This window comes from Ramlibacter sp. (assembly GCF_036383835.1).
In the GTDB taxonomy this organism is placed as follows: Bacteria; Pseudomonadota; Gammaproteobacteria; order Burkholderiales; family Burkholderiaceae_C; genus Ramlibacter.
In genome coordinates, this window is sequence record NZ_DASVNN010000086.1 from 1 (window position 1) to 25,844 (window position 25,844).

33 protein-coding genes and 1 pseudogene are annotated in these 25,844 nt (G+C 69.9%); 17 read left to right on the forward strand and 17 right to left on the reverse strand.

Translation table 11 applies throughout. The features are described from left to right. Positions 1 to 11: 11 nt before the first annotated feature. Genes VF522_RS13975 through VF522_RS14005 form a run of 7 tightly spaced genes read right to left on the reverse strand, consistent with a single transcriptional unit; the run spans position 12 to position 5,304 of the window. The gene (locus VF522_RS13975; protein ID WP_330908889.1) at positions 12 to 737 is read right to left on the reverse strand and encodes an amino acid ABC transporter ATP-binding protein; all 726 of its coding nucleotides are present in this window, start codon (positions 735 to 737) and stop codon (positions 12 to 14) included. Next, the gene (locus tag VF522_RS13980; protein WP_330908890.1) at positions 734 to 1,405 is read right to left on the reverse strand and encodes an amino acid ABC transporter permease; all 672 of its coding nucleotides are present in this window, start codon (positions 1,403 to 1,405) and stop codon (positions 734 to 736) included. The genes VF522_RS13975 and VF522_RS13980 overlap by 4 nt, the downstream gene beginning before the upstream one ends. Further along, positions 1,402 to 2,085 carry an amino acid ABC transporter permease gene (locus VF522_RS13985; RefSeq protein ID WP_330908891.1) on the reverse strand — a complete coding sequence of 228 codons (684 nt, stop codon included), beginning with the start codon at positions 2,083 to 2,085 and terminating at the stop codon, positions 1,402 to 1,404. The genes VF522_RS13980 and VF522_RS13985 overlap by 4 nt, the downstream gene beginning before the upstream one ends. Continuing rightward, entirely contained in the window at positions 2,082 to 3,008 is a 927-nt protein-coding gene (locus VF522_RS13990) for a ribokinase (protein ID WP_330908892.1), read from the reverse strand. Before VF522_RS13990 ends, VF522_RS13985 begins: the two co-directional genes overlap by 4 nt. Further along, positions 3,005 to 3,775: a FadR/GntR family transcriptional regulator gene (locus VF522_RS13995; RefSeq protein ID WP_330908893.1), complete on the reverse strand. Its 771-nt coding sequence runs from the start codon at positions 3,773 to 3,775 to the stop codon at positions 3,005 to 3,007. The genes VF522_RS13990 and VF522_RS13995 overlap by 4 nt, the downstream gene beginning before the upstream one ends. Then, positions 3,772 to 4,287 carry an RpiB/LacA/LacB family sugar-phosphate isomerase gene (locus VF522_RS14000; protein ID WP_330908894.1) on the reverse strand — a complete coding sequence of 172 codons (516 nt, stop codon included), beginning with the start codon at positions 4,285 to 4,287 and terminating at the stop codon, positions 3,772 to 3,774. Before VF522_RS14000 ends, VF522_RS13995 begins: the two co-directional genes overlap by 4 nt. Positions 4,288 to 4,335: 48 nt before the next feature. Beyond that, positions 4,336 to 5,304: a LysR substrate-binding domain-containing protein gene (locus VF522_RS14005; protein ID WP_330908895.1), complete on the reverse strand. Its 969-nt coding sequence runs from the start codon at positions 5,302 to 5,304 to the stop codon at positions 4,336 to 4,338. A gap of 96 nt (positions 5,305 to 5,400) precedes the next feature. Here VF522_RS14005 and argH point away from each other — a divergent pair, with 96 nt between their 5' ends. Next, complete coding sequence (gene argH / locus VF522_RS14010; protein WP_330908896.1) at positions 5,401 to 6,906, forward strand: argininosuccinate lyase; 1,506 nt, start codon at positions 5,401 to 5,403, stop codon at positions 6,904 to 6,906. 30 nt (positions 6,907 to 6,936) lie between these two features. After that, complete coding sequence (locus VF522_RS14015) at positions 6,937 to 7,902, forward strand: tripartite tricarboxylate transporter substrate binding protein (RefSeq protein WP_330908897.1); 966 nt, start codon at positions 6,937 to 6,939, stop codon at positions 7,900 to 7,902. Between the two features lie 69 nt (positions 7,903 to 7,971). Here the strand turns inward: VF522_RS14015 and VF522_RS14020 are convergent, their stop codons facing one another. After that, positions 7,972 to 8,415 carry an HU family DNA-binding protein gene (locus VF522_RS14020; protein ID WP_330908898.1) on the reverse strand — a complete coding sequence of 148 codons (444 nt, stop codon included), beginning with the start codon at positions 8,413 to 8,415 and terminating at the stop codon, positions 7,972 to 7,974. Between the two features lie 62 nt (positions 8,416 to 8,477). Then, complete coding sequence (locus tag VF522_RS14025; RefSeq protein WP_330908899.1) at positions 8,478 to 9,386, reverse strand: J domain-containing protein; 909 nt, start codon at positions 9,384 to 9,386, stop codon at positions 8,478 to 8,480. 136 nt (positions 9,387 to 9,522) lie between these two features. Here VF522_RS14025 and VF522_RS14030 point away from each other — a divergent pair, with 136 nt between their 5' ends. The 5 genes from VF522_RS14030 (at position 9,523) to VF522_RS14050 (ending at position 13,841) form a co-directional block, all read left to right on the forward strand. Next, positions 9,523 to 9,798, forward strand: coding sequence for a hypothetical protein (locus VF522_RS14030; RefSeq protein ID WP_330908900.1), 276 nt, complete (start codon positions 9,523 to 9,525; stop codon positions 9,796 to 9,798). A gap of 16 nt (positions 9,799 to 9,814) precedes the next feature. Then, complete coding sequence (locus VF522_RS14035; RefSeq protein WP_330908901.1) at positions 9,815 to 11,083, forward strand: DEAD/DEAH box helicase; 1,269 nt, start codon at positions 9,815 to 9,817, stop codon at positions 11,081 to 11,083. Between the two features lie 87 nt (positions 11,084 to 11,170). Next, positions 11,171 to 12,145: a tripartite tricarboxylate transporter substrate binding protein gene (locus VF522_RS14040; RefSeq protein ID WP_330908902.1), complete on the forward strand. Its 975-nt coding sequence runs from the start codon at positions 11,171 to 11,173 to the stop codon at positions 12,143 to 12,145. Then, positions 12,146 to 13,345 (forward strand): pyridoxal phosphate-dependent aminotransferase, encoded by a 1,200-nt coding sequence (locus VF522_RS14045; protein ID WP_330908903.1) that lies wholly within the window; start codon positions 12,146 to 12,148, stop codon positions 13,343 to 13,345. A 37-nt stretch (positions 13,346 to 13,382) separates the two neighbouring features. After that, positions 13,383 to 13,841, forward strand: coding sequence for a hypothetical protein (locus VF522_RS14050; RefSeq protein WP_330908904.1), 459 nt, complete (start codon positions 13,383 to 13,385; stop codon positions 13,839 to 13,841). Here VF522_RS14050 and VF522_RS14055 read toward each other — a convergent pair. Next, a pseudogene (locus VF522_RS14055) lies at positions 13,784 to 13,982 on the reverse strand (hypothetical protein); the annotation flags it as partial. The gene VF522_RS14050 and the pseudogene VF522_RS14055 sit on opposite strands and share 58 nt — an antisense overlap. A gap of 63 nt (positions 13,983 to 14,045) precedes the next feature. Between VF522_RS14055 and add the strand changes: the two are divergent. The 3 genes from add (at position 14,046) to VF522_RS14070 (ending at position 16,872) form a co-directional block, all read left to right on the forward strand. Further along, entirely contained in the window at positions 14,046 to 15,047 is a 1,002-nt protein-coding gene (gene add / locus VF522_RS14060; protein ID WP_330908905.1) for an adenosine deaminase, read from the forward strand. 237 nt (positions 15,048 to 15,284) lie between these two features. After that, positions 15,285 to 16,292 (forward strand): GNAT family N-acetyltransferase, encoded by a 1,008-nt coding sequence (locus VF522_RS14065; RefSeq protein ID WP_330908906.1) that lies wholly within the window; start codon positions 15,285 to 15,287, stop codon positions 16,290 to 16,292. Positions 16,293 to 16,320: 28 nt separating this feature from the next. Further along, positions 16,321 to 16,872 carry a sugar O-acetyltransferase gene (locus VF522_RS14070; protein WP_330908907.1) on the forward strand — a complete coding sequence of 184 codons (552 nt, stop codon included), beginning with the start codon at positions 16,321 to 16,323 and terminating at the stop codon, positions 16,870 to 16,872. 84 nt (positions 16,873 to 16,956) lie between these two features. On the opposite strand, the gene VF522_RS14075 is transcribed toward VF522_RS14070, so the two are convergent. Together VF522_RS14075 and VF522_RS14080 are read right to left on the reverse strand one after the other, a co-directional pair. Continuing rightward, positions 16,957 to 17,793: an isocitrate lyase/phosphoenolpyruvate mutase family protein gene (locus VF522_RS14075; RefSeq protein WP_330908908.1), complete on the reverse strand. Its 837-nt coding sequence runs from the start codon at positions 17,791 to 17,793 to the stop codon at positions 16,957 to 16,959. A 135-nt stretch (positions 17,794 to 17,928) separates the two neighbouring features. Beyond that, positions 17,929 to 18,762 (reverse strand): aldo/keto reductase, encoded by an 834-nt coding sequence (locus VF522_RS14080; RefSeq protein ID WP_330908921.1) that lies wholly within the window; start codon positions 18,760 to 18,762, stop codon positions 17,929 to 17,931. 32 nt (positions 18,763 to 18,794) lie between these two features. On the opposite strand from VF522_RS14080, the gene VF522_RS14085 reads away from it, so the two are divergent. Together VF522_RS14085 and VF522_RS14090 are read left to right on the forward strand one after the other, a co-directional pair. After that, positions 18,795 to 19,718 carry a 2-dehydropantoate 2-reductase gene (locus VF522_RS14085; protein ID WP_330908909.1) on the forward strand — a complete coding sequence of 308 codons (924 nt, stop codon included), beginning with the start codon at positions 18,795 to 18,797 and terminating at the stop codon, positions 19,716 to 19,718. Beyond that, entirely contained in the window at positions 19,711 to 20,817 is a 1,107-nt protein-coding gene (locus VF522_RS14090; protein WP_330908910.1) for an enolase C-terminal domain-like protein, read from the forward strand. Before VF522_RS14085 ends, VF522_RS14090 begins: the two co-directional genes overlap by 8 nt. 11 nt (positions 20,818 to 20,828) lie before the next feature. Here VF522_RS14090 and VF522_RS14095 read toward each other — a convergent pair whose 3' ends face one another. The 3 genes from VF522_RS14095 to VF522_RS14105 form a co-directional block, all read right to left on the reverse strand. Further along, positions 20,829 to 21,137 carry a GNAT family N-acetyltransferase gene (locus VF522_RS14095; RefSeq protein WP_330908911.1) on the reverse strand — a complete coding sequence of 103 codons (309 nt, stop codon included), beginning with the start codon at positions 21,135 to 21,137 and terminating at the stop codon, positions 20,829 to 20,831. Between the two features lie 54 nt (positions 21,138 to 21,191). Further along, positions 21,192 to 21,707, reverse strand: a complete 516-nt coding sequence (locus VF522_RS14100) for a hypothetical protein (protein WP_330908912.1) — start codon at positions 21,705 to 21,707, stop codon at positions 21,192 to 21,194. 143 nt (positions 21,708 to 21,850) lie between these two features. Beyond that, complete coding sequence (locus VF522_RS14105; protein ID WP_330908913.1) at positions 21,851 to 22,435, reverse strand: DUF1439 domain-containing protein; 585 nt, start codon at positions 22,433 to 22,435, stop codon at positions 21,851 to 21,853. Positions 22,436 to 22,558: 123 nt separating this feature from the next. On the opposite strand from VF522_RS14105, the gene VF522_RS14110 reads away from it, so the two are divergent. Then, positions 22,559 to 22,948, forward strand: a complete 390-nt coding sequence (locus VF522_RS14110) for a hypothetical protein (RefSeq protein ID WP_330908914.1) — start codon at positions 22,559 to 22,561, stop codon at positions 22,946 to 22,948. Between the two features lies 1 nt (position 22,949). Here the strand turns inward: VF522_RS14110 and VF522_RS14115 are convergent, their stop codons facing one another. After that, on the reverse strand, positions 22,950 to 23,567 hold the full coding sequence (locus tag VF522_RS14115) for a DUF938 domain-containing protein (protein ID WP_330908915.1): 618 nt from the start codon (positions 23,565 to 23,567) through the stop codon (positions 22,950 to 22,952). A gap of 159 nt (positions 23,568 to 23,726) precedes the next feature. On the opposite strand from VF522_RS14115, the gene VF522_RS14120 reads away from it, so the two are divergent. The 4 genes from VF522_RS14120 (at position 23,727) to VF522_RS14135 (ending at position 25,621) form a co-directional block, all read left to right on the forward strand. Then, positions 23,727 to 24,602: a hypothetical protein gene (locus tag VF522_RS14120; RefSeq protein WP_330908916.1), complete on the forward strand. Its 876-nt coding sequence runs from the start codon at positions 23,727 to 23,729 to the stop codon at positions 24,600 to 24,602. Positions 24,603 to 24,668: 66 nt separating this feature from the next. Beyond that, the gene (locus tag VF522_RS14125; RefSeq protein WP_330908917.1) at positions 24,669 to 24,875 is read left to right on the forward strand and encodes a dodecin; all 207 of its coding nucleotides are present in this window, start codon (positions 24,669 to 24,671) and stop codon (positions 24,873 to 24,875) included. Between the two features lie 147 nt (positions 24,876 to 25,022). Beyond that, on the forward strand, positions 25,023 to 25,316 hold the full coding sequence (locus VF522_RS14130; protein ID WP_330908918.1) for a GYD domain-containing protein: 294 nt from the start codon (positions 25,023 to 25,025) through the stop codon (positions 25,314 to 25,316). A gap of 119 nt (positions 25,317 to 25,435) precedes the next feature. Then, on the forward strand, positions 25,436 to 25,621 hold the full coding sequence (locus VF522_RS14135; protein WP_330908919.1) for a hypothetical protein: 186 nt from the start codon (positions 25,436 to 25,438) through the stop codon (positions 25,619 to 25,621). An 8-nt stretch (positions 25,622 to 25,629) separates the two neighbouring features. Here VF522_RS14135 and VF522_RS14140 read toward each other — a convergent pair. Then, positions 25,630 to 25,844 (reverse strand): CoA transferase (locus tag VF522_RS14140; RefSeq protein WP_330908920.1); only part of this gene is annotated, 215 nt, incomplete at its 5' end.

Consider the following 25,844-nt stretch of genomic DNA (forward strand, 5'->3'; position numbering starts at 1 on the left):
CCGTTGCGGCCTTAGAGACCGCTACCCACGAATTCGCGCAATTCCGTCGTCTGCGGATTGTCCAGCATCGCGCCCGGCCCGGTTTCCCAGACCTGGCCCTGATGCATGTAGACGACCTTCGACGCTACCTTGCGGGCAAACGCCATCTCATGCGTGACGAGGATCATCGTCATCCCACCGCGGGCAAGATCCTCCATGACCTTCAGCACTTCGCCGGTGAGCTGCGGATCGAGCGCCGATGTCACCTCGTCGAAGAGCATCAGCTTCGGCTTCATCGCCAGGGAGCGGGCAATCGCCACGCGCTGTTGCTGGCCGCCGGAAAGCTGTTCCGGAAAATGTTCTGCCTTGGCTTCGAGGCCGACGCGGCTCAGCACCTCGCGCGCCAGATCGCGGGCGGCGGCCTTGCCGAGCTTCTTTACGCAGGTCGGAGCGAGCATGATATTCTGCTCGGCCGTCAGGTGCGGGAAGAGGTTGTAGCTCTGGAAGACGATGCCGACGTCGCGGCGCAGCTGGCGCAAGTCCAGCTTGGGATCGCTCACCTCGTGCCCGCACACCTGGATGCGGCCCTGGTCGATGCGCTCCAGCCGGTCGATGCAGCGCAGCGCGGTGCTCTTGCCGGAGCCGCTGCGGCCGATGATGGCGAACACCTCGCCCTTGTTCACTTCGAAGCTCACGCCATCGAGCACCTTCAGGGCCCCGAAACTCTTGTGCACGTTATCCAGCTGGATCATGCTCATGCCGCAGCGGCCTCCACGCGATGGGCCACCACCAGGCGGCGCTCCAGCTGCCGGCTCCACCACGACAGCGGGAAGCAAAGCAGGAAATAAAGAGCGGCCACGAGCATATAGACCAGGAACGGTTCGAACAGCGAGTTGTTCACCACCTGGCCGGCGCGGGCGAGCTCGACGAAGCCGACCACGGAGGCCAGCGAGGTGTTCTTGACGATCTGCACCATGAAGCCCACCGTGGGCGGGGTCGCGATGCGCAAGGCCTGCGGCAGCACCACCAGCCGCATCCGCTGTACCCGGGACAGTGCCAGGCATTCCGCGGCTTCCCATTGCGTGCGCGGCACGGCCTGGATGCAGCCGCGCCAGATCTCGCCGATGTACGCGCTGACGTAGATCGTCATCGAGATGCCGGCCGCCACCAGCGCCGGCAGGCTCAGGCCGACGATGCTGAGGCCGAAGTACGCCAGGAACATCAGGATCAGCAGCGGCGTGCCTTGGACCAGTTGCACGTAGGCGGTGGAAAGCCAGCGCAGCAGCCCGATGGGCGAGATGCGGCACAGTGCCACGACGAATCCGGCCAGCCCGCCGCCGGCGAATGCGATGAGCGAAAGAACCAGGGTCCAGCCCGCTCCCTGCAGCAGGTACGCGACGTGATTCGCGTTGAAGGCGATGTTCACAGCGGCGTCCCGAGCTTGCGGCGGCGGGTGAACAGCGCCTGGCCGGCGGCCCAGAACGCACCGCGCATCAGGAGCGACAGCAGGAGGTAGAACACCGCGACCACGCCGTAGGTTTCGAAGGAGCGGAAGGTGTCCGACTGCACCCGGTTGGCGATCGCCGTCAACTCCTCGGCCGAGATCTGCGACGTGATGGATGTCGCCAGCATCAGCAGCACGAACTGGCTGGTGAGCGCGGGATAGACCCGTTCCGTCGCCGGCCGCAGGATCACGTGCCAGTAGACCTGCGCGCGCGACAGCGCCAGGCACTCCGCCGCCTCGATCTGGCTCTTGTGGATCGACTCGATGCCCGCGCGCATGATCTCCGTGGTGTAGGCGCCCACGTTGATGACCATGGCCAGCACGGCGGCGACGAAGGCGGGCACCTTCAGGCCGATGCTGGCGAGCCCGAAATACACGAGGAAGATCTGCACCAGCATCGGCGTGTTGCGGATCGCCTCGACATAGATCGCGCAGGAGCGCGCCACGAAGCGGTTGCGGCTCCCGCGGCCGATGGCGCACAAGGTGCCGATGAACAGGCCGAGCAGCGTCGCCGCGAGCGACAGCTTGACGGTCAGCCAGGCGCCGTGCACGAAGAGCGGCCATTGCGCCAGCACGCTGCTGAAGTCGAACTTGTAGGTCACGGTGCAAGGGCCACGGGGGCTCCGACTTGCTGCACGTCCTTCAGCTCGTGATGCCGCGGGATCGATGCCTGCGCGCCGGGACGTGTGACGCACAGCGTGGCCGCCTGGATTCCCCGCATCACCGCGGCATCGGTGGAATGCCCGGCAACGCGCGCAGCGCACATGGCGCCGATGAAGGTGTCGCCCGCGGCCGTGGTGTCGACCGTCTTGACTGCAAGCGCGGCAAAGTGGCGGCAGCCGCTGTCGCTGTCGTCAGCGACCACCACTCCCTGGCTGCCCAGGGTCACGATGGCCGTGGCCGGTCCGCGCCGGCGCAGGGAAGACGCAGCGATCGCCGCGCTGGCGGGATCGGTGACCGGCAGGCCCGCCAGTTCCGCCGCCTCGATCTCGTTCATCACGAGGATGTCGATCGAGGACCAGAGTTCATCGGGGAGCTGACAGACCGGCGCCGGGTTCATCACCACGGTCGCTCCCTTCGCTCGCATGATGCTGGCCGCAAGGACGACTTCGGGCATTGGCACTTCGCACTGCAGGAGCAGGTAGTGCCCGGCGAGGGCCGCAGGTTCGGCCTTCAGCAAGTCATTGGCGCCGGGGACGAGGGTGATGCGGTTCTCGCCCTCGGCATCGACCATCACGACCGCGACGCCGGTGTTCGCCCCTGCGACGCGGACATTGCTGACGTCGATGCCATCCGAAGCGAGGGCCTGGCGCAAGGTCTCGCCGAAGCCATCCTGGCCCACGCAGCCCACCATCGCGACGCTGGCGCCCTGGCGGGCGCAGGCGACAGCTTGATTGGCACCCTTGCCGCCGGGGTTCGTCATGAAGCCCAGTCCCTGGAGCGTCTCGCCACCGCGAGGAGCCCTGGCCACGCGGACCATCAGGTCCATGTTCAGGCTGCCGAAGACGACGATCTGGGGAGTCATGCCCGTTGCGTGCTGCGCTTGGTGCCGCGCCGTTGCGCATCCGCGGCAGCGGCATCCTCGCGCAGGTTCGCGCCGATCTCGAAGTGCTCTGCCAGCAGGGCGTCCGCCTCGGCGGGGTTCCTGCGCCCGATCGCCAGCAGGATGGCCTCGTGATGGTCGATGAGATACGCGTCGACCTGGGGGACGCTGGCAATCACCTGCCTGCGCGACAGGTGCGACTGTTGAAGCAACTTGGCGACGGCCGCGTAGACGCTGGAAAGCGCCGGGGAATGGGCCGCCTCCACGATCATCGTGTGGAAGTGGAAGTCCGCCTCGCCGCCCCGCACGGGATCGTCGATGGTGGCCTTGATGGCCTGAAGCGCTTGCGACAGTCTTTCCAGGTCCGGCGCGAGGGCGCGCGAGCACGCCAGCCGGATCGCCTGCCGCTCGATCGCGATGCGCGCCTGCATCACGTCGTCGACGGCGCCCGCTTGCTGGGCCAGCACGAGACTGAAGTAGTCGGCGAGCGCCGTGAAGTTCGGCTCCCGGACCACCGTCCCATAGCCGCGCCGGATCTCGACGGCTCCCAATGTGGACAGCGCCGTGAGGGCCTCCCGGATGACCGGCCGGCTGACGCCGAGCGCACTGGCGAGGTCGCGTTCCGGCAGCAGGCGATCGCCGGTCTTCAGGCGGCCCGACACCAGCTGGTCGCGAAGGAACGACAACACGCGTTCGTAGCCATCTTCGTTCGCGTCGGCCTGCTGGACGATCCTGATCGGCCTGGTCATCGCTTGAACGACTGCGCCGCTTCGCGCTCGAGCTCCGCGAGCTTTTCCACGCGGCGGCGGAAATGTTCTTCCGTGCTGAATTCGGAGGCCAGGAAGGTTTCGATCACGCCGCGGGCCACCTGCGGGCCGATGATCCATGCGCCGATGCACAGGACATTGACGTCGTCATGTTCGACCGCCTGGCGGGCCACGAACGTGTCGTGGCAGACCGCGGCGCGAATGCCCGGGATCTTGTTCGCCGCGATGCAGGCTCCCGCGCCGGTGCCGCAGACGAGGATGACCCGCTTCACCTTTCCCTCGCGGATGAGGGAGATCGCCTGGCGCGTGACATCGGGAAAGTCGACCGGCGCGTCCGAGTTCGCCCCGACATCGATGACCTGGTCGCAGTGTTGCGCGAGCACGCCCTTGACGAATCCCTTCAGCAGGAATCCCGCGTGGTCGTTCGCGAGGCCGATCGCCGGCCATCGTGGCACCGCGATCGCGTGCGGTGAACGTGCTTCGTCTCTGGACATTCGAGGGGGCCCCTTGCGACATGCGGCAGTCCGGTTCGACCGGCTGCCTTACCGTGGTCTTACCAAGGGTAGACCACCGCTTTCCGGCTTGTCAACAGGACTTGCCCGGGCTGAACCCTGGCCGCCCCGCCTGCCCGCCGCCCCCGGCGCGAAGCCTTCCCTCACGCACCGCATGAACTCCTGCGCCAGTTCCTTTTCCAGCCGGTGCCCTGCACGCACCCAGTAGCAGCGGAAGTCCACCGCCGGCGCGAAGGGCAGGGCCACCACGTTCGGCAGCGGCAGGCAGCGCAGCACCATCGGGTTCACCACGCTCACCCCCAATCCCATGCCGACCATCGTGCAGATCGTCGCGGCGTAGGGCGTCTCGAGGTTCATGCGGCGGCGATCGGGGCTGAAGGCGGCGTCGATCTGCGCCCGTGCGAGATCGCTGGCGCCCAGCGAGATGAAGGATTCGCCATCGAGGTCGGCCGCCTTGATCCGGCGCTTCTTCGCCAGCCGATGGCCGGCCGGCACGATGCACAGCCCGTCTTCCCGGTGCAGCAGTTCCACCGCGAGCTCCGGCATGTCGGGTACGAAGGAGGCCAGGCCGAAGTCGCACTGGCCCGCGGCCGCCCACTTGCAGACGGTGGCCGAGTCGCTCGTGAGCACCTTGATCGCAACGTCGGGCCGGCGCTGGCGGAACAGCCGGATCGCCGCCGGCAGCACGCCCAGCGAGAGCGCGGCGGATGCGCCGATGCGCAAGCCGCCGGAGCCCTGTTCGCGAATCGCCGCGGCGCTGGCCTCGATCGCACCCAGTCCGGCGAAGGCGCGCTGCACCTCGTCGTAGAGCGCCTCCGCCTCGGGCGTGGGCACCAGCCGCAGGCCGACGCGCTGGAACAGGCGGAAGCCCGTCTGCTTCTGCAACCGCGCGATCAGCCGGCTGACGTTCGGCTGCGACGTGTGCAGGGCGGCGGCCGACAGCGTCATGGACCGCGTCAGCATGACGGAACGGAAGGCTTCGATCTCGCGGAAATCCATGCGGCTCCAGGACGGTGCCCTGCATATCAAATCTGAATGCAGGTCCGATAACTTGTGATTTGACCGCATTGTGGGCCGTTCCGATACTGCCCCGCAATGGAATCGAAAGTCAGTCGCCGCCTGTCCGAAGGGACGGCCCCCGAAGTCTGCGAACACGTCTACGCCCCGCGGCTCGCCCGCGACTTCCCGGCGGTGTTCGCGCATCTCTCCGACGTCAACCAGGCCCACCTGGTGATGCTCTCGCGCGCCGGCCTGCTGCCCGCCGCCGATGGCGCCACGCTCGCCGCGGCACTGCTGCGGATGGAAGAAGAGGGCGCGGCCAGCGTGCCGCTCGACCCCGCGATCGAGGACGCCTACTTCAACTTCGAAGCGCACCTGATGCGCATCGCCGGCGCGCACGTGGGCGGCTGCCTGCACGTGGCGCGCAGCCGCAACGACATCCTGTCCACCATGGACCGCATGCGCACGCGGGCGCTGGTGCTGGATCTGCTGGACGCCGGCCGCGAGGCCTGCGCCGCGGCGCTGGCCAATGCCGAGCGCTACGCCGACGTCGTGATGCCCGGCTACACGCACCTGCAGCCGGCCCAGCCGATCACCTACGGCTACTGGCTGCTGGGCGTGGCGGAATCGCTGGCGCGCGACCTGGAGCGGCTGCAGGCGGCGCAGGCCGTGCTGCAACGCTGCCCGCTGGGCGCCGGCGCACTGGCCGGCACTTCGTTCGGCATCCTGCCGCAGGAGTCGGCACGGCTGCTCGGTTTCGGCGGCGCCGCGCCGCATGCGCTGGATGCGGTGGCTTCGCGCGACTACGCACTGGAGCTGATGTCGGCGTTCACGATCGCCGCGGTGAGCGCGAGCCGCGTGGCGCAGGACTTCTACGTGTGGTGCACCCACGAGTTCGGCCTGGTGGACTTTCCCGACAGCGTCGCGGGCACCTCCAGCATCATGCCGCAGAAGAAGAATCCGATCGTGCTGGAGTCGCTCAAGGGCAAGGCCGGCCAGCTGACGGGCCTGCTGGCCGGGGCGATGGCCACCGTCAAGGGCGTCAACTTCACCCACACCGGCGACGGCAACCGCGAGACCATGCGCGGCTTCTTCGAGTCGGGCGACGAATGCGTTCGCATCTTCAAGCTGCTGGCGCTGGTGCTGCGCACCGGAACGCCGAACGCGCCCGCCATGCTGGAGCGGGCCCGCAACGATTTCTGCACCGCCACCGACCTGGCCGACGCATTGGTGCGCGAAAGCGGCCTGTCGTTCCGCGAGGCGCACCACGTGGTGGGCGCGGTGGTGCGCGCCGCCATGGACGCGAAGCTGGCGGCGCACGAGATCACTTCAGTGATGGTCGATGAAGCCTGCGTCGCGGAGATCGGCCGAGCGGTGAACCTGGGCGACGCAGTGGTGCGCCGCAGCCTCGACCCGGCGCTCACCACCGCCGAACGGCGCCAGGGGGGCGGCCCCGCGCCGGAGCTCGTGCGCGCCCGCGTGCGCGAGTTGCAGCGCCAGCTGGCCCGCGTGCAGGACCACGCGCAGACCCGGCGCGGCGCGCTGCAGGCCGCGCGCGCAACCCTCAAGTCGGAAGTGCGCGCGCTCGCCGCCGGCCGCTGAACCCGTATGCTCAAACCGAAAGGAAGTCCCGTGAAGTTGTTCAGGATGCTTGCCCTGGCCGTGCTCGCCGCCGGCTCCCTCCCCGCGCTGGCCGACGAACTGCCGGCAGGGCCGATCCGCCTGCTGGTGGGCTTCGCGCCCGGCGGCGCCAACGACGCCATCGCGCGCCTGATCAGCACGCCGCTGCAGGCGCAGATCAAGACCACCGTGGTGGTGGAGAACAAGCCGGGCGTGGGCAGCAACGTCGCCGCGGGCGAGATGGCGCGCGCCACGCCCAAGGGCCAGGTCCTGCTGCTCGGATCCACCGGCGGCCAGACCATCGCGCCGGCCATCTACAGCAAGCTGCCCTTCGACGCGGCCAAGGACATCCAGCCGGTCACGCTGATCTCGCGCTCCGCGCTGGCCGTCGTGGTGTACGACGGACTGCCCGTGAAGAACATCTCCGAGCTGATCGCGTACGCCAGGCAGAACCCGGGCAAGCTGAACTACAGCACGGGCGGCAACGGCACCGGCGCGCACCTGGGCACCGAATACTTCAAGAGCATGGCCGGCGTGAGCATGACGCACATCCCGTACAAGGGCGACGCGCCGGCGCTGCAGGACGTGATGGCCGGCCTGGCCCAGGTGAACTTCGCCGGCCTGCCGGCCGCGATCGCCGCGACCGCCAGCGGCAAGGTGCGCATCATCGCGGTGACCAGCCCGCAGCGCGTGCCGCAGCTGCCCACCGTGCCGACGGTCGCCGAGTCCGGCCTGCCGGACTACACCGTGCTGACGTGGTACGGCGTGTTCACCACCGGCGGCACGCCGGCGCCGGTGGTCAAGCGGCTCGCGTCGGAGATCGGCCAGGTGGTGAAGCAGCCGGCCGTGCGCGACGCGATCGTCAAGCTGGGCATGGAGCCGGCCCCGTCGACGCCGGAGGAATTCGCCAAGGTGTTCCAGGGCGACATGGAGCGCTGGGGCAAGATGGTGCGCGCGCTGGGGATCAAGGCGGACTGAGGCGATCGCCCTGCCGAAAGCAAAACGGCCGCCCTTTCGAGGCGGCCGTCTTGCATCGGGATCCGCGGCTTACGCTGCGGCGTCCTTCAGCTTCTTGAGCGGACGGACCTTCAGCTTCACCGAAGCGGGCTTCGCCTTGAAGACGGTCTCTTCCTTGGTGAAGGGGTTGATGCCCTTGCGCGCCTTCTTGGCCGGAACGGCCACGGCGGTGACCTTCAGGAGGCCGGGGAGCACGAAGCTGCCGGCGCCCTTGCGGTTGACGGACGCGACCATCGTGCTTTCCAGGGCCGCCATGACGGCCTTGACCGCCTTGGGTTCGACGCCGGAGTTGTCGGCGATGTGGTTGACGAGGCCGCTCTTGTTGAACGCTTCCTTGATGGGCTTCATCGGGCCGGCGGCGGCCGGCTTGGCGCGCGCGGTCTTGCCCGCGGCCTTGGTCGCGGTCTTTGCTGCCTTGGCCCGAGGAGCCTTGGTCTTGGTGGCGGCCTTCGCCGACTTCTTCGCAGTTGCCATGTTCGTCTAGTCTGTTTGCAGTTGCCCCGGGGATCCCGAGGTGCCGCGATTTTAGGGCCGCATCACGTCGTTTTGCGCTGTTCGCGCAGCCAGGCTTTCGTGTTTTCTCCGTCCAGCAACGACCGGGTCTGGCGGCGCAACAGCAGCAGCTCGTCGCGCAAGCGCTGCGCTTCCGACGAGATCACCCGGTCCGCCTTGCGCGGCTGCAGGCCCGACCCGGCCGCGAGGCCGGTGGCCGCGCGAAAGCCGGACTCCAGCCGCCGGGCCTCGGACTGCAGCTCCGCCAGCTGCTCCTGCAGCACGATGACGTAGTGCTGCAGCCGCCGGCGGTCTACCGACGCCAGGTGCGCCGCATCGATCTGCTCGGCCTGCAGCTGGAGTTCCAGCAGGGCCAGCAGGTTCTCGTCGGCATAGGCTTGATTGGCCTGCTGCATGAGGGCCGTCTTGTGCGCACGCTGCTGCGCATCCGGCTCGCGATCCGGGTGCAACACGCTGGCGAGCCGGCGGTACACGTCGCGCAGCGAGCGGGACACCTCCTGCTCCTCTTTCCTGCGCCGCTGGGCGACACCGGCCGCGCGCCGCTTCGCCGCCCGTTCGGCCCGCTGGGCGGCGGCCGCGGCGGCCTGCTGCTCCCAGTCCTGCGCCAGGTCCTCCAGGAGCTCCGGATCGGCGTCCCGACGCGGGGCGGGCGTGGATGCCACCTCCTCGGCATGCCGGCTCGCGACGGCCGCGATCTCGGCATCGTCCTCCAGCGCCAGCAGGGCTGCCGCGGTTTCGCGCACCAGCTCGTCCAGTTGCGCACGCTCGGTGCGCGACAGTCCAGCCTGCAGGCTGGCGTGGGCCAGCGCGAACACCCATTCCCGCCAGGCCGCATGCAGTTCGCGGCGCACCGGCTCGACGGACTGCCGGTAGCGCGCGATCCTCTCCGTCCACTCGGCGACCAAGGCGCGCCAGTGCGCGACGTCCTGCACCAGGACGTCGAAGCGCGATTGCTGCTGTGCCAGCCCGGGGTCGGCGGCACCGGGAAGGGCCTGTCCCCGTACAATGCTTGCCCCTAGAGGCACCCGCGCGCGAGACATTCCCATTCCGATCATCCTTTCCCACCAAGTGCTGGACGAGATTCTGCAGAAGCACCGGATCAAGTCCAATGACCTCGCCGGCATCGACAAGCTGTTCGGCGGGGCGGACGGTTACTACTGGTACCACACGCTGAGGCACATGTGCCCCAAGAACGACGTGATGGTCTGGGCCAACGAGGACGCCATGCGGGCCGCCGTGCAAAACCAGGAAAACGAATCGGCCGCCGAGGACGAGGTGAAGCCGCAGGTCCTCGGGGACGCGCACGTGGCGGCCATCGCCCGCTTGCTGTCGGTGGGCGGCTGAAGCCGCGGATCCGATTGTGACGTTCGCGTCGCTGGGCCTGTCGCCGGCGCTCGCCCAGGCGTGCGCGGAGGCCGGCTTCCATGTGCCTTCGCCGATCCAGGTGGAGGCCATCCCGCCCCTGCTGCGCGGCCAGGACCTGCTCGGGCTGGCGCCCACCGGCTCCGGCAAGACCGCGGCCTACGTGCTGCCGCTGCTGCAGCGGCTGCTGGCCGGCCGCCAGCGTGCCTTCCGGCGCGTGCGCGTGCTGGTGCTGGTGCCCACCCGTGAACTCGCGGCACAGGTGGGCGACGTGATCCTGCGCCTGGACCCGCCTTCCGATCGGCGGCTGAAAATCGCGGTGGTGCACGGCGGCGTCTCGGTGAACCCGCAAATGTTGCACTTGCGCGGTGGCGCGGACATCGTCGTCGCCACGCCGGGCCGCCTGCTCGACCTGCTCGATCGCAATGCGCTGCGGCTGGACGCCCTCGAAGTGCTGGTGCTCGACGAAGCCGATCGCCTGCTGGACCTGGGCTTCGCCGCCGAGCGCGAACGCGTGCTGGCCGCGCTGCCGGCGCGGCGCCAGAACCTGCTGTTCTCGGCGACCTTCCCGGAGGACGTGCAGGCCCTGGCCGATGCCCTGCTGCACGAGGCGGTGCGCGTCGAAGCCGCCTCGCAGGTCGAGGCGGTTCCGGAGATCGAACAGCGGACCATCGCGGTCGACGCCCCGCGTCGCACGGAGTTGCTGCGCCACCTCGTGGAGCAGGGCAGCTGGCGCCGCGTGCTGGTGTTCGTGGCCACCCGCTACGCCACCGAGCACGTCGCGCACAAGCTCGCCAGCCGCGGCGTGCAGGCGGCGCCGCTGCACGGCGAGATGAGCCAGTCGCAGCGCACGCGCGTGCTGCAGGACTTCCGCGAAGGCGCCCTGGACGTGCTCGTGACGACCGACCTCGCCGCCCGCGGCATCGATGTCCCCGGCCTCGACGTAGTGGTCAACTACGACCTGCCGCGCTCGACCGACGATTACGTGCACCGCATCGGCCGCACGGCGCGGGCGGGCGCGCGCGGCGTGGCGCTGAGCTTCGTCAGCGCGGGCACCGAGGCGCACATGCGGCTGATCGAGAAGCGGCAGGACGTGCGCCTGGCGCGCGAGCAGGTCGCCGGCTTCGAGCCGGTGGAGGTGGAACTGCCTGCGCCGGCGGATGCGGGCACCGGCGGCATCAAGGGCAGGCGTCCCAGCAAGAAGGACAAGTTGCGCGCCGCGGCGGCGAAGGCGCGCGACGAGGGTTCGCAGGGCAGCGGCGCGTAGTTAGGACAATCCCCCTCTCGCGCGATTCCTGCCCGGCGCGATACTGCGCGCCTCGGGCCGACGGCCCAGCCCCCAGGAGGTAGCAGGATGCGTGCACGACTTCTCGCGGCGCTCACGGGCTTCGCCCTGTTCGCCGCGGCCCTGCCCGGCGCCCAGGCGCAAACGTGGCCGTCACGCCCCCTGCGCATCGTGGTCCCGTTCGCCCCGGGGGGATCCACCGACATCTTCGCGCGGCTCGTAGGTGACCGCCTCGCGACGGCGCTGGGCCAGCCCGTCGTCATCGACAACAAGCCCGGCGCCGGCGGCAACATCGGCGCCGACGCCGTGGCGAAGGCGCCCGCGGACGGCTACACGCTGCTGATGGCCACCACCGGCGTCATGGCGATCAACAACGCCATGTACAAGAACCCGGGCTACGACGCCGAGAAGGACCTGAAGCCGGTCATCTACATCGCGTCGATCACCAACGTGCTGATCGTGCCCGCCGATTCCCCGCTCAAGAGCGTGGACGACGTCGTCGCCGCGGCGAAAGCCGCGCCCGGCAAGCTGTCCTTCGCGTCCTCCGGGTCGGGCGCATCGACGCACATGTCGGCGGAACTGTTCCGCCTGATGACGGGCACGAACCTGCTCCACATCCCCTACAAGGGCAGCGGCCAGGCCATGCCGGACGTGATCTCCGGACGCGTGTCGATGATGTTCGAGAACATGCCGGGCGCCGTCGGCCACATCAAGGGCGGCAAGGTGAAGGTGCTCGCGGTCACGGGCCTGCAGCGCACGCCCGCGCTGCCCGACGTGAAGACGGTCGCCGAATCCGGCGTGCCCGGCTACGAATCGCTGTCCTGGAGCGGCATCGCCGCGCCGGCCGCCACGCCGCCCGAAGTGGTCGCGCGGCTGAACCGCGAGATCAACGCCATCCTCGCCCAGCCGGACATGCGGCAGAAGCTCGCGGAACAGGGCGCCGAGGCGGTGGGCGGCACGCCCGAAGCCTTCAGCGAGCACATCGCCCGCGAGCGGGTGAAATGGGCCAAGGTGGTGCGCGAAGCCGGGATCGTGGTGAACTAGGTGGCGTTCCTTTCGGCACGCGTCGCCCGCGCCCGCATCTCGGCCTCGGCGGCCTCGGCCCAGCGCACGCGCGAATTGCGCGCCGCCGGGGTGGACATCATCGGGCTCTCGCAGGGCGAACCCGATTTCGCGACGCCCGACCACGTGATCGAAGCGGCCCACCGCGCCATGCGCGAGGGCCAGACCCGCTACACGCCCGTCGACGGCACGCCGGAACTGAAGGAGGCGATCGTCGCCAAGTTCCGGCGCGAGAACGGCCTCTCGTTCAAGCCGGAGAACATTTCCGCCGGCGCGGGCGGCAAGCAGGTCCTCTACAACGCGCTGATGGCGACGCTCGACCCGGGCGACGAAGTCGTGATCCCCGCGCCCTCCTGGGTGGCGTACGCGATCATGACGGAGTTCGCCGAAGGCGTGCCGGTCTGGGTGCGCACCGGGCCGGAGAACGGCTTCAAGCTCCAGCCCGCGCAGCTCGATGCCGCGATCACGCCGCGCACGAAGTGGCTGATGCTCAACTCGCCTTCGAATCCCACCGGTGCGGTGTATTCGCCCGGGGAGTTGCGCGAGTTGGCCGCGGTGCTCGAGCGCCATCCGCACGTGTGGATCCTGGCGGACGACATGTACGAGCACATCGTGTTCGACGACCGCCGCTTCGTCACGTTCGCCGAGGCCGCGCCGCAATTGGCGGAGCGCACGCTCGTCGTCAACGGCGCGTCCAAGACCTACGCGATGACCGGATGGCGCCTGGGCTACGGCGCCGGCCCTTCGAGCCTGGTCCGCGCGATGGCCCGCATGCAGGCCCAGTGTTCGCTGAATCCGTCTTCCATCAGCCAGGCCGCGGTGGTCGCGGGGCTCGACGGCCCGCAGGAGATCGTCGCGCAGCGCTGCGCGGAGTTCCAGCAGCGGCGCGACGCCGTGCTGCCGCTGCTGGAGGCGATCCCGGGCCTGTCGTGCACGCGGCCGGATGGCGCGTTCTACATCTACGTTTCGTGCGCGGGCTGGATCGGGCGGCGCACGCCGGCCGGGCAGGAGCTCGCCACCGACGTGGATGTCGGGGCGTACCTGCTCGAGTCGGGAGTCGCCGTGCCGGAGGGGACCGGCTACGGCCTGTCGCCGTACTTCCGCGTGTCGTTCGCCACGTCGCTGGACAAGCTGAAGGAAGCGTGCCGGCGGATGGACGCGGCGGCGCGCCGGCTCGCTTGATGCCATCATCCGGCCCAGACACCTCGAAAGGACCACCATGGCCGACTTCCAATTGCCCGGCGACCTGATGTTCAACCGGTCGAAGATCGAGGACCCGGTCGCCTATGCGAAGGAGCGCGCCGCGCGTTCCTGGCTGTTCATCGTCGGCGACGAATTCGCCTCCATGCCGGGTGGCATGTCGTACGCGCAGGTGCAGGAGGCCGTGCCCCACAGCGCCCGCGTGGCGAGCGATCCGCCGCGCGTCCTCGACCTGGACCTCGCGCGCCAGCACGTGGAGGCGCTCGATGCATTGCCGCGGCCGACGCTGGTGTCCTGCCGCACCGGCCCGCGGGCTTCCGCCGTGGCCTACATGTACGCCGGGCTCAAGGCCGGCGCCACGCCCGAAGAGGTGATCCGCGCGGCCGAGCTCGACGACGCACCTTTCTGCAAGTTCGAGGACTACAAGGACTGGGTGCGCTCGTCGATGCGGACCTTGTCCGGCGCGCCGGAGGCCTGAACATCGGCGCGCGGGCCCGGGCCGAACACGCACAGCCCCGCGACCGCCAGCAGGGCACCCACCCAGCCGGTGGAGGTCCATCCCAGCCCCGCGCTGATCGCCACGCTGCCCAGCCAGGGCGCCGAGCGCGTTGGCCATGTGGAGCGTGGGGGTTCGCGAAGGCCCCGTCATGCATGATCGCGCTACACACTCCGGGACCCGACCATGCCCGCTCCCGACCTCTCCCGCCTGCGCGCATTGCCGCGTGCCGAGGTGCACGTCCACCTCGAAGGCTGCTTCGACGCACCCCTGCTCGAACGATGGGCGCGCCGCCACGGCGAGACGATGCCGCGGCCCCTCGAGCGGCTCTTCGAGTTCCAGGGCCTCGCCGATTTCCTCGACTTCCTCGATTGGGCGTGCGGCCTGGTGCGCACGCGCGAGGAACTGGCCGAGGCGGCGCATGACTTCAGCCGGCGCATGGACCGCAGCGGCGCCAGCTATGCCGACCTGATCGTCAACCCGACGCACTGGCGCCACTGGGTGGCGCGCCTGCCGGAGATGATCGACGCGCTCGACGCGGGCTTCCGCGCGGCGGAGCAGGAGGGACTGCCGCGCGTCGGCCTGTGCATCAGCCTGCTGCGCACGCAGTCGGCGCAGGCCGCCGCGCAGGTGGTCGACGAACTGGTCGCGCTGCGCCATCCGCGCGTGGTGGCGCTGTCCATCGACGGCAACGAGGCCACCGCGGGCCGCACCGGTCCCCGCTTCGCCGACGCCTTCCGGCGCGCCGCGGCCGCCGGCTTGCGCCGCACCGTGCATGCCGGCGAATCGAGTGGCCCCGAGGGCGTGCGCGATGCCATCGAACTGCTCGGCGCCGATCGCATCGACCATGGCGTGCGTGCGATCGAAGACCCGTCGGTGGTCGCGCTGCTGGTCGAGCGGCAGATCCCGCTCGGCATCTGCCCGACTTCCAATCTCGTGCTGAAGGTCTATCCCTCGCTCGAAGAACATCCGATCGACCGCCTGCGTCGCGCCGGCGTGCCGGTGTCGATCAACACCGACGATCCCGCGCTGCTGGGCACCAGCCTGGAGCGCGAGTACGCACTCTGCGCCGAAGCGTTCGGCTGGGACGACGAGGTACTGCGGGACGTCGCGCGCACGTCGATCGAGGCGAGCTTTGCGGAGAACGCGCTGAAGGCGCAGCTGCGGGAACGGCTGGCCGGCTGGTGAGCCGCCTGTCGCCTGGGATGTCTCCCGGGCACCACGCTACCGCAGGAAAGATCGACGGTCGGCGAGGGCTGCTCACCAAAGCAGCATCGTGCTGCGGGCCGCGCCAGTGCTCGCTCCGGCCACCAAGCCCCACCGTTGTCCACAGGCTTCTCCACGCGATCTGTGAAGTGGCCGGTCGCGGCGGTGTGCTAGGGCGCAGCCCTGCCGATCGTTGCGAACGCCCGGCACAATGTTTTGATGGATGCCACGCACGCGTCTTCCGTCCCCGGCCTGCGGCTGCGCCCCTTCGCGGGCGATGCCGATTTCCCGCTGATGGCGCGGGTGGCGAACGCGAGTTTCGCAGCCGACGGCCAGCATTCGGTGCGCCGGCCCGAAGACATGCGCCGCGACTACGCGGCCTTCACGTCGTGGGATCCGTCGCGCGACATCCGGATGGCGGAGATCGACGGCGAACTCGTGGGCTACGCGCGCACCTGGGACTGGACGGCCGACGACGGCGCCTTCGTGCAGGGACAGCTCGCCTTCGTGCATCCGGACTGGCGCCGGCGCGGCGTGGGCACCGTGCTGCTGCAGTGGCTCGAAAGACGGCAGCGCGAGATCGCGCGCGCGCATCCGCACGCGCCGGCGTGGCTGCACCATGCCTTCGTCACCGAGGGCGAGCAGGACCGCATGCACCTCCTGCGCAAGGCGGGCTACCGGCCGGTGCGCCATTTCCTGGAGATGGAGCGGCGCGGCCTCGACGACATCCCCGACGTCCCCTTGCCGGCGGGCTTCGAGATCCGGCCCGTCGAGACGGAGCACCTGCGCGCGATCTACGACGCGCACATCACGGCGCTGCAGGACCATTGGGGCATGGCGCGCCAGAAGCCCGAGTACTTCGAGGGCTGGCAGAAGTCGCGCACCTTCCAGCCGCACCTGTGGCAGGTGGCGTGGCACGTGGAGAGCCGCCAGGTCGCGGGGCAGGTGAAGCCCTGGATCGACGCCGAACAGAACGAGACGCAGCAGCGCCGCCGCGGCTACACCGAGTTCATCAGCGTGGGTGCACCGTGGCGCCGGCGCGGCCTGGCGCGGGCGCTGGTGCTCCGTGCCTTGCGCGCGCAACGCGAGGCGGGCATGGACGAGTCGGCACTCGGCGTCGACGGCGAGAACGCGCACGACGCGGCGCGGCTGTACGAGGCTTGCGGCTTTCGCGTGGTCAAGCGCAACGCCGTGTACCGCAAGCCCGTCGACTTCGGCGCACCCTGAATCGCGCGACGCGGGCCACAATGGCCCGATGCCCTCCGAACGCGACAAGATGCTCGCCGGCGAGCTGTACGACGCGCAGCATCCCGAGCTGGTGGCCGGACGCGACCGGGCCCGCACCCTGTGCGCGCGTGTCAACGCGCTGACGGTGGAAGATCCCGAGCGCCAGGCCCTGCTGCAGCAGCTCTTCGGCGCCGGCGGCGACAGCGTGTACGTGACCTCACCCTTCTTCTGCGACTACGGCGCCAACATAGAACTGGGCGAGAAGGTCTACTTCAACTTCAATTGCGTGCTGCTGGACGTGTGCCGCATCCGCATCGGCTCGTTCACGCTGTTCGGTCCCGCCGTGCAGGTCTACACCCCGTTGCATCCGATGGATGCGCAGTTGCGGCGCCAGCAGGAGTACGGGCGCCCCGTCGACATCGGCAGCGACGTCTGGATCGGCGGCGGCGCGATCGTCCTGCCGGGCGTGACGGTCGGCGATCGCGCCGTGATCGGCGCGGGCAGCGTGGTGACGCGCGACGTCCCCGCCGGCGTGTTCGCGGCGGGAAATCCGTGCCGGGTGATCCGCGCGCTGGACTGAGCCGCGCGCGAAAGGGCGTCAGCCGGCCATGCGGCCGGCGACGGCCACGCGGTGTAGGAATCGTCGCGCGACGGGCAGCGTGACTCAGCTGCGATCGCCCCGGAAGAGGCGGTTCAGTTCCGCGCCCGACGCAGCGGCGGCGAAGCCGTCGAACCGGCCTTCGCGCGCGATCGTTTCGGCCGTGCGCATGAAGCCGCCCCAGGCCGTGCGCGCCAGCGCGCCGCCGACGCTCACGCGCCGCACGCCGAGCGCTTCGATGTCGTGCAGCGTGAGCTCGGTCGCGAACCCGATCAGCAGGTTGACCGGCTTCGGCGCGACCGCGGCCACCACCGCGGCGATCTGCTCGCGCGTCTTGATGCCCGGTGCGTACAGGCAGTCGGCACCGGCTTCCGCATAAGCGCGCAGGCGCCGGATCGCGTCGTCGAGATCGGGGCGGCCGACGATGAAGTTCTCCGCGCGGCCCACCAGCAGGGTCTCGCCGCCGGCCGCGTCGATCGCGGCGCGCGCGGCCCGCATGCGTTCGACGGCATCCGGCAGGTCGCGCAGCGGGACGTCCGGTTCGCCAGTGGAGTCTTCGATCGAGAGGCCGGCGACGCCGGTCTCGATCGCCAGGCGCACGTTGCGCGCGACGCCCGCCGCGTCTTCGGCGAAGCCGCCCTCGAAGTCCGCGTTCACCGGCAGGCGCGTCGCCGCGACCATCTCGCGCAGGTGCAGCAGGACTTCTTCGACCGTCATCTGGCCGTCGGCCTTCGCGTGCCGCCAGGCCGCGCCGGAACTGGTGGTCGCGAGGGCGCGGAAGCCGAGCTTCTCCAGATAGAGCGCGCTGCCGGGGTCCCAGGGATTCGGGATCGCGAAGCAGCCGGACGCGTGCAGGTCGCGGAATGCGCGGCGGCGGGCGGAGACGTCTTGCGGTGAGGGCATGGGACCTCCGGGTCGATCAGGGTGGGGCGGTCATTCTGCGTCCAATGGTGGGCAAGCGGAGCTTGCCCACCCTACGGGGAATACATGTGCCGATGTCCTGTAGGGTGGGCAAGCTCGCTTGCCCACCATGCAACCTCAGAGCATCGCCAGCGGCGTCGGCCCGTCCGGCGGCGGAAAGAGGCGGTCCAGTTCCGCGAGCTGCGCCGCGGTCAACCGCTTCTGCAGCGCGCCCGCGTTCTCCTCCAGCCGCGCGCGGGTGCCGGTCTTCGGAATGGCGATGACCTCGTCGCGTGCCAGCAGCCACGCGAGCGCGGCCTGCGAGGGCGTCATGCCGTGCTCGCGCGCGAAAGCGGCCAGGCCGCGCTTGCGCAGCAGCCGTCCCTGGTCGAATGGCGAGTAGGCCATGAGCGGCATGCGGTGCTCGCGCATCCACGGTTGCAGGTCCCATTCGGTGCCGCGCTCGCCGAGGTTGCAGAGCACCTGGTTCGTCTGCGCCGCGTTGCCGCCCGGCGTGCGCCACAGCTCCTGCAGGCCTTCCGCATCGAAGTTGCTCACGCCCCAGTGCCGGATCTTGCCGTCGCCGCGCAGGGACTCGAACGCTTCCACCGTCTCGGCGAGCGGAACCGTGCCCGGCCAGTGCAGCAGGTACAGGTCGATCGTCTCCACGCCGAGCCGCCGCAGGCTCGCCTCGCAGGAGCGGCGCATCGCCTGGCGCGACGCGTTGTGCGGATAGACCTTGCTGACGAGGAACACCTCGTCGCGGCGTCCGGCGATCGCCTCGCCCACCAGCTTCTCGGAGCGGCCGTCGCCGTACATCTCCGCCGTGTCCACCAGCGTGAGACCGAGGTCGAGGCCGCGGCGGAGGGTGGCGATCTCGTCGCGGCGCCGCGCGGGGTCGTCGCCGACGTACCAGGTGCCCTGGCCCAGCGCGGGGATGCGCTCGCCGCAAGGAAGGGTGCGCTGCATGATGGGGCTACCATAGCACCACAAGGAGACAAGCGATGCGCATCGGAATCATGGGTTCGGGCGGGCTCGGTGGCTACTTCGGCGCACGTCTGGCGCAAGGCGGCGCCGACGTGCACTTCATCGCGCGGGGCAGGCACCTGGAGGCGATGCGCAGCGAGGGCCTGCGCATCGAAGGTCCCGAACCGCTGCACCTGCGCAAGGTGCAGGCGACCGACCAGCCGGCGCGGGTGGGCGTGGTCGACGTGGTGATGCTCGCGGTGAAGCTGTGGGACACCGAGCAGGCGATCGCGCAGCTGCGGCCCATGGTCGGACCGCACACCACCCTCATCTCCTTCCAGAACGGCGTGCTGAAGGACCAGTACCTGCGCGCCGCCTTCGACCCGAAGCAGGTCATGGGCGGCGTCGGCTACGTGGCCACCACCATCGAGCAGCCCGGCGTGATCCGCCAGACCGGCCCCATGCAGCGGCTGCTGTTCGGCGAGTTCGACGGCTCGAGATCCGCACGCGGCGAAGCGCTGCTGGCCGCCTGCCTCGCCGGCGGCATCCAGGCCGAATTCTCGACGTCCATCCTGCGGGAGATCTGGCAGAAGTACGTGTTCCTCGTCGGCCTCTCCGGCACGACCAGCACCATGCGCAGCACGATCGGCCCGATCCGCGCCAACCCGCAGACGCGCGCCTTCCTCGTCGACGTGATGCAGGAAGTGGTGAGCGTGGGCCGCGCGCACGGCGTCGACCTGCCGGAAGACTACGTGCGCACGGCCCTGGAGCGCGCCGACACCGTGTCGCCGCAGATGACGTCCTCCATGCACCACGACCTGCAGCGCGGCAACCGCCTGGAAGTGCGCTGGCTCTCCGGTGGCGTCGTGGAGCTCGGGCGCGAGAAGGGCGTGCCTACGCCGGCGAACCGCGCCATCGCCGACATCCTCGCGCTGCACGCCCAGGGAGGCGGCCATGCCTGAGGCCCACCCGCTGTCCGACCTGCGCCTGCGCGGCGTGAGCTGCACCGCCGTGGAGGTGCCGCTGCGCTACGTGCTGGGCACCAGCGCCGCCACCGTGCGTGCCGCGCCGCTGCTGCTGGTGGAGCTGCAGACGGAGGAGGGCGTCACGGGACGCTCCTACGTGTTCTGCTACCGCCGCAGCGGCGCGAAGCCGATCGCGGCGGCGGTGGAAGACGCGGCCGACATCGTGCGCGGCGAACGGATCGCGCCGGTGACGATGGCGGCGAAGCTGCAGCGCCGCTTCGCGCTGATCGGCGTGACCGGCATCGTGCGCATGGCGCTGTCCGCTTTCGATATGGCGCTGTGGGATGCGATGGCCGTCGCTGCCGGCGTGCCCCTGTGCACCTTGCTCGGCGCCGCGCCGCGTCCCGTGCGCGCGTACAACTCCTGCGGCCTCGGCCTCATGAGCCCGCAGGCCGCCGCCGACGAAGCCGAAGCCCTGCTCGAAGGCGGCATGCAGGCGGTGAAGCTGCGCCTGGGCTACGCCACGCTCGCCGAGGACCTCGCCGTCACGCGCGCGGTGCGCCGGCGCCTGGCCGATCGCGTGCAGCTGATGGTGGACTACAACCAGGCGCTGTCGCGTGTCGAGGCGCTGGAGCGTGGACGCGCACTGCAGTCCGAAGGCATCGCCTGGCTGGAAGAGCCGATCCGCCACGACGACCTGCCGGGCAACGCGGAGATCGCCCGTGCGCTGGACCTGCCGCTGCAGATCGGCGAGAACTTCGACGGACCCAAGGACCTGCTGCGCGCGCTGCAGGCGCAGGCCTGCGACCTCGTGATGCCCGACGTCGCCCGCATCGGCGGCGTCACCGGCTGGATGCAGGCGGCGGGCGTGGCCGAGGCGCACGGCATCCCCATGAGCTCGCACCTGATGCCCGAAGTCAGCGCGCAGCTGCTCGCCGCGACGCCCACCGCGCACTGGCTGGAGTACGTGGACTGGACCGACGCGATCGCGGCGGAGCCGATGAAGATCGTCGACGGCTGCTGGCCTCTCGGTGAGAAACCCGGCAGCGGGCTGGCGTGGGACGCGAGAGCCGTCGAACGCCACCGGCTGCAGTGAAGCGCTGACGCTCAGCGCAGGAACGCCCGCCGGCTTTCTTCGGTCACCAAGTCCAGGTATTCCGGATGCTTGCGGATGTAGCCCGCGACGAAGGGGCAGGCGGGGATCGCATGCAGGCCGCGCTTGCGCACGTCGTCGAGCGCGTGGGCGATCAGGCGGCTGGCGAAGCCCTTGCCTTCGAAGGCGGGCAGCACCTCGGTGTGCGTGAAGAGCAGCGAGCCCTTCAGCTCGTTGTATTCGGAGAAGGCCGCCACCTCGTTGCCGGATTGCAGCTCGAAGCGATGGCGCGTGGGGTTGTCTGCGATGCGGATGTCGTCCATGGCCCATTGTGCTGCAGCACCGGCGCGGGACGACGGCCGGGCAGGACGTTCAGGTCAGAGGGGGGCCGGCGAGGTATGCGCGTAGGTGAACTCGGGCGCCTGCCGCGGCCTTCCGGCGCGCAGCGACGGCGCCGGTGGCTCCTGCCCCGGCGCCGCCGTGGCACCGGCGGGTTCGGTCAGCGGATCTTCTTCCGGCACGTCGAACTGCCAGGACACGCCTTGCAGCCATTCGATCGCCTGGTGGTCGATGATCGTGAGCCGCCGGCGGAAGTCGCGTTCCAGCACGAGCATCAGGGCCGCGAGTTCCGGCCGGTCCTCGCGCAGCAGCAGGCGCACGTGGATGCCGTCGGTGCGCGTTCCGCTGCGATCCATCGTGCGGAAGAACTCGATGCCCAGCCACGTCGCGGGCACCTTGTTGCGCAGCAGCGTTTCCTTCAGCACCACGGCGAGGAGCTGCTTGCGCGAAGCGGTGCCGCCGATGCTGCTGGAGGCATTCGGCCGTTTTCCGGTGTCCGGCGTGCTGCCGGACGCTCGCAGCTTCCCCGGGAGTGCAGCGAACAGATTGAACATGGCTCCCCGACGTTCCACCCCGGCCCATGCCGGGTACGGTTCACGATTGGAAGCAATTGCCGCTTCCGGCACCATCGTCCAAAGGGCGCCGGGAGACCATTGGCCGCCTGGCGGGGACGTACGGTAGGCCGGCGTGAAGTAGTTCAGCGCCCGGTGTCGGCTCCGCGCGGCACCCGCGCCTTGGGCGCGAACTCCACCAGCAGCCCGTCTTCGAGCACCGTGAGGCGGTCCGGCTCGAAGCCCATGGTGTCGGGCAGGGCCAGTTCGCGGTCGGTGAACTGGTGCAGCACGATCTCGCCGAAGCCCTCGCGGGCCGACTGCGACAGGTGCTGCCGCAGCATCCGCATGAAGTCCGGCGGCAGGCCGGGCAGGCGCACGTCGAGGACCTCGGCGTCGTGGCCGCGGATCGAGCGGTCCCGCCGCTCGTAGCGCAGCGCGAAGACCACGTCGACCTCGCCGGTTTCGAGCAGGGACATGCCGGGTCCTTCGGGACGGGCGGCCAGCGAGGCGCCCAGTTTGTTGCGCGCGGGCAGCAACAGCAGGCCGGGTGCGCTCACTTCCATCTGCAGCAGGCCGGGCAGGCCGACCCGTTTCGGGAACTGCCGGGACACCGCTTCGTAAAGTTCGCCGGCCGAGACCTTGCGGCGGGGCCGCGGCTCCGGGGCCTGGGCGAACAGCGGCGCGGCAGGCCAGCCGCCGAGCGCCGAAAGGAACAGCCTGCGATCCATGGTGGAGCCCATTGTGGCGGCGAAACCGCTACGGAGTGTGTCTGTTGGCTCGGGACGTTGCCGTTCAGCTTCGGTTCATTTCGAAAGGATCAACATGCGGTCATCGCAACCGAGGAGCCTTCCATGAACCGCATCACCCTCGCCAAACCGCTGCTGGCCGGCGCCATCGGCCTCGCCGCCCTGGCCGCCGTTCCCGCGGCCCAGGCGCGCTCCGACGTGCAGTTCTCCATCGGCATCGGCGTGCCCTACGGCTACGTGCAGCCCGCTCCGGTGTACGTGCAACCGGCGCCCGTCTACGTGCAGCCGCAGCCGGTGTACGTGCAGCCCGAGCCCGTGTACGTGGTGCCGCGCCCGGCGTATTACGACCAGGGCTACTACGGCGGACAGGGCTACTACAACGGCTACAACCGCGGGTACCACCACGGCCATCGCCGGGGTCCCTACGGCGATGCCGACCGCGACGGCGTGCCGAACCGCTACGACCGCCGCCCGTACGACCCCTACCGCTATTGAGTCAGTGGCCCGCGGGCGCGATCCGGCCGAACACCAGCAGCAGGTTGTTCGCCGGCATCGCGTGCCGCTCGCGCAGCGCCAGGCCCGCGTCGCGCGCCTGCGCTTCCACATCCTCCCGCCGCCGGATGCCCCAGCCGGAATCGCGGGCACGCAGGCTCGCGTCGAAGCTCAGGTTGCCCGGGGCGGTGGGGACGTCGTCCTCCAGATAGGGGCCGTACGTGATCAATACGCCCTGCGGCGCCAGCAGCCGGCCGGCGCCGCGCATCAGCCCCGCGCAGGCCGCCCAGGGCGCGATGTGCAGCATGTTCGCGCAGTAGATCGCGTCGAAGCCGGGCGCCAACGGCCAGGGGTCCGCGGTCACATCGAGCTGCAGAGGCTGCAGCACGTTGTCGAGCCTTCCCTGGACGATCCGTCCCGCGATCGCAGCGAGCAGGTCCGCGTCGGCGTCCGTCGGCTGCCACGTCCACCCGGGAAATGCTGCGGCGAAGAAGGCCGCGTGCTGGCCCGTCCCCGCTGCGATCTCCAGCGCCCGGCCCCGCGTTCCCAGGACGCGGCGCAGCACGGCGAGGATCGGTGCCTTGTTGCGATCCGCGGCGGCACTGTGGGGGAGTTCGTCCATCGGCATGCAGCGTAGCAGGTGCACCGATCTCCGGTGTGACGAAGGTCCGACACGCGGGACGCGGCATTCCTACATGGGCTGCCGCCGCGCTCGCACCCGCCCGCGTGGGGGCGCGTCTTAAGGTGGCTCCAGCTTCAAGACGACCCCGGAAAACAAGACATGCACACCCTCCACGAACCGCTTCGCGACGAGGCACGCTCCCCCCTCGCTGCGGCCCTTCGCAAGGGCCTGCTCCTCGGCGCCGTCCTCCTGGCTGCCCCCGTGTTCGCCGCGCCCGCGGCCTCCGCCGCGACCGATGCCACGCCCAGCGTGCAGGTCGCGGACAAGAAGAAGGCCGACAGGCCCAAGGTGAAGCCGGGCAAGAAGGCCACCGCGAAGAAGAAGGAAGACCTGAAGCCCGGGCCGCTCGCCGATTTCGGCAAGGAAGAGGCACCCGACGAGGTGGTGCAGGTGGCGAACTGGGTCTCCTCCACGCGCAACGCGAAGAAGAAGGCCTTCGTCCTGATCGACAAGAAGAACGCGCGCATGTACGTGTTCGATCCGCAGGGCAAGCTGAAGCAGGATGCCCCCGTGCTCCTGGGCTCGGCGGTGGGCGACACCAGCGCGCCCGGCATCGGCAGCAAGCCGCTGTCGCAGATCAAGGAGGAGGAGAAGACGACACCGGCCGGCCGCTTCCTCGCGAGGCCCGGCAAGAACAACCACGGCGAGGACATCATCTGGATCGACTACGACGCGGCCGTCTCCATGCATCGCATTCGCAAGGTCAAGGAGGAGGAACGGCGGTTCGAACGCATGGCCACGCCGGAGAGCGACGACAACCGCATCTCGAACGGCTGCGTCAACGTGCCGCGCGACTACTACGACAAGGTGCTGCGGCCCGCGGTGGCGAAGTACGGCGCCTTCGTCTACGTGCTGCCGGAGACGAAGACGCCGCAGCAGCTGTTCGGCTCCCTCGACGTGCCGGCCCAGGTCAAGGACATGAAGGTGGCGGAGGCGAAGACGGAAGCGAAGGCCGGCGCGAAGGCCGGCAAGTGACGCCACATGTCGGACGGCCTTGAAGCCGCGCGCGAACTTCCTAGACTTCCGGCGGGGGTGAACGCCATGTCCAACCACGTGTACAAGACGCTCGAGCTCACCGGGTCGTCGCCCAACGGCATCGAGGATGCGGTGAACACCGCCATCGCCCGCGCGCATGAAACGATGCGCAACATGCAGTGGTTCCAGGTGGTCGAAACACGCGGGCACATCCGCGACGGCAAGGTGGCCTACTGGCAGGTGACGGTGAAGGTCGGTTTCACCCTCGAATAGCGTGTCCCGCCCGGCACGCCGGTGCCGCCGCGGATTTCGCCTTGAAATGGGCGGATCCAGCGCCTAGTGTTGCTGCGCCGCACGAACCCCGCCTCGCGAGCGCGTTGCCGCGATGCATGAACCAACGTGCGCGCAGGAGGACACACCATGGCGACCTACATTGCGCTGGCCACGTTCACCGAGCAGGGATTGCGCACCGTGAAGGACACCGTCAAGCGCGCGGATGCCGTGCGCGAGTCGGCCCCGAAATACGGCGTGAAGGTGCGGGACGTCTTCTGGACGCAAGGCCCAAACGACGTCGTGCTGCTGTGCGAGGCGCCCGACGACGCGACGGCTTCGGCGTTCACCCTGGCCGTCGCGTCGGCCGGGAACGTGCGCTGCCAGACGCTGCGCGCGTTCACGCGCGACGAGATGGACGCCATCCTGCGCAAGGTCGTCTGAGCCGGGGGCTCCGCGTACCGCCGAAGTAGGCCATGGCCTACGCGCGCGTGCGGCATGGGCCGCCTGCTGGCCGTGCCGCAGGTCGCCCGAGAATGCGGAGCTCGAGCGAAGGAGAAACGATGCCAACCCAACCCAACCGCAGCCGGCCCGAGGACGGATACGACAGCACCGAGAGCGAAGACGAACCGATCCCGCGCGCGTCCGAAGATGCCGTGCTGGAGGAGACGGCGCGCCTGGTGCGCGAAGGCCGCAAGGAACGCGAGGCGGACCCCAGGGAGCCGAAGAATCCCACCGAAGAGCCGTAGTCCGGTGACTACGCGCGATCCGCCTCGGTCCTGATCTCTTCCCCGTGCTGGTCCAGCGCCGGAGCCGCGAACGGCTCCGGCCCGGGCGTGCGGCCGAACTTCCAGCCGCGGGTGAAGCCGCGATAGGCGCCCACGGTCGGGTGCTCGAAGCGCGCGACCATGCCTTCCGCCTCGGCCTGCGGGAAGTCGCACATGTCCTCGTCGGAACGCGCGGCCGCGCAAG

Coding starts and splice junctions, on each gene's coding strand:
- VF522_RS13975 (WP_330908889.1), bottom strand. CDS start 737: ATGAGCATGATCCAGCTGGATAACGTGCACAAGAGTTTCGGGGCCCTG.
- VF522_RS13990 (WP_330908892.1), bottom strand. CDS start 3,008: ATGACTCCCCAGATCGTCGTCTTCGGCAGCCTGAACATGGACCTGATG.
- VF522_RS13995 (WP_330908893.1), bottom strand. CDS start 3,775: ATGACCAGGCCGATCAGGATCGTCCAGCAGGCCGACGCGAACGAAGAT.
- VF522_RS14000 (WP_330908894.1), bottom strand. CDS start 4,287: ATGTCCAGAGACGAAGCACGTTCACCGCACGCGATCGCGGTGCCACGA.
- VF522_RS14005 (WP_330908895.1), bottom strand. CDS start 5,304: ATGGATTTCCGCGAGATCGAAGCCTTCCGTTCCGTCATGCTGACGCGG.
- argH (WP_330908896.1), top strand. CDS start 5,401: ATGGAATCGAAAGTCAGTCGCCGCCTGTCCGAAGGGACGGCCCCCGAA.
- VF522_RS14020 (WP_330908898.1), bottom strand. CDS start 8,415: ATGGCAACTGCGAAGAAGTCGGCGAAGGCCGCCACCAAGACCAAGGCT.
- VF522_RS14040 (WP_330908902.1), top strand. CDS start 11,171: ATGCGTGCACGACTTCTCGCGGCGCTCACGGGCTTCGCCCTGTTCGCC.
- VF522_RS14050 (WP_330908904.1), top strand. CDS start 13,383: ATGGCCGACTTCCAATTGCCCGGCGACCTGATGTTCAACCGGTCGAAG.
- add (WP_330908905.1), top strand. CDS start 14,046: ATGCCCGCTCCCGACCTCTCCCGCCTGCGCGCATTGCCGCGTGCCGAG.
- VF522_RS14065 (WP_330908906.1), top strand. CDS start 15,285: ATGGATGCCACGCACGCGTCTTCCGTCCCCGGCCTGCGGCTGCGCCCC.
- VF522_RS14070 (WP_330908907.1), top strand. CDS start 16,321: ATGCCCTCCGAACGCGACAAGATGCTCGCCGGCGAGCTGTACGACGCG.
- VF522_RS14075 (WP_330908908.1), bottom strand. CDS start 17,793: ATGCCCTCACCGCAAGACGTCTCCGCCCGCCGCCGCGCATTCCGCGAC.
- VF522_RS14085 (WP_330908909.1), top strand. CDS start 18,795: ATGCGCATCGGAATCATGGGTTCGGGCGGGCTCGGTGGCTACTTCGGC.
- VF522_RS14090 (WP_330908910.1), top strand. CDS start 19,711: ATGCCTGAGGCCCACCCGCTGTCCGACCTGCGCCTGCGCGGCGTGAGC.
- VF522_RS14095 (WP_330908911.1), bottom strand. CDS start 21,137: ATGGACGACATCCGCATCGCAGACAACCCCACGCGCCATCGCTTCGAG.
- VF522_RS14100 (WP_330908912.1), bottom strand. CDS start 21,707: ATGTTCAATCTGTTCGCTGCACTCCCGGGGAAGCTGCGAGCGTCCGGC.
- VF522_RS14105 (WP_330908913.1), bottom strand. CDS start 22,435: ATGGATCGCAGGCTGTTCCTTTCGGCGCTCGGCGGCTGGCCTGCCGCG.
- VF522_RS14110 (WP_330908914.1), top strand. CDS start 22,559: ATGAACCGCATCACCCTCGCCAAACCGCTGCTGGCCGGCGCCATCGGC.
- VF522_RS14115 (WP_330908915.1), bottom strand. CDS start 23,567: ATGGACGAACTCCCCCACAGTGCCGCCGCGGATCGCAACAAGGCACCG.
- VF522_RS14120 (WP_330908916.1), top strand. CDS start 23,727: ATGCACACCCTCCACGAACCGCTTCGCGACGAGGCACGCTCCCCCCTC.
- VF522_RS14125 (WP_330908917.1), top strand. CDS start 24,669: ATGTCCAACCACGTGTACAAGACGCTCGAGCTCACCGGGTCGTCGCCC.
- VF522_RS14130 (WP_330908918.1), top strand. CDS start 25,023: ATGGCGACCTACATTGCGCTGGCCACGTTCACCGAGCAGGGATTGCGC.
- VF522_RS14135 (WP_330908919.1), top strand. CDS start 25,436: ATGCCAACCCAACCCAACCGCAGCCGGCCCGAGGACGGATACGACAGC.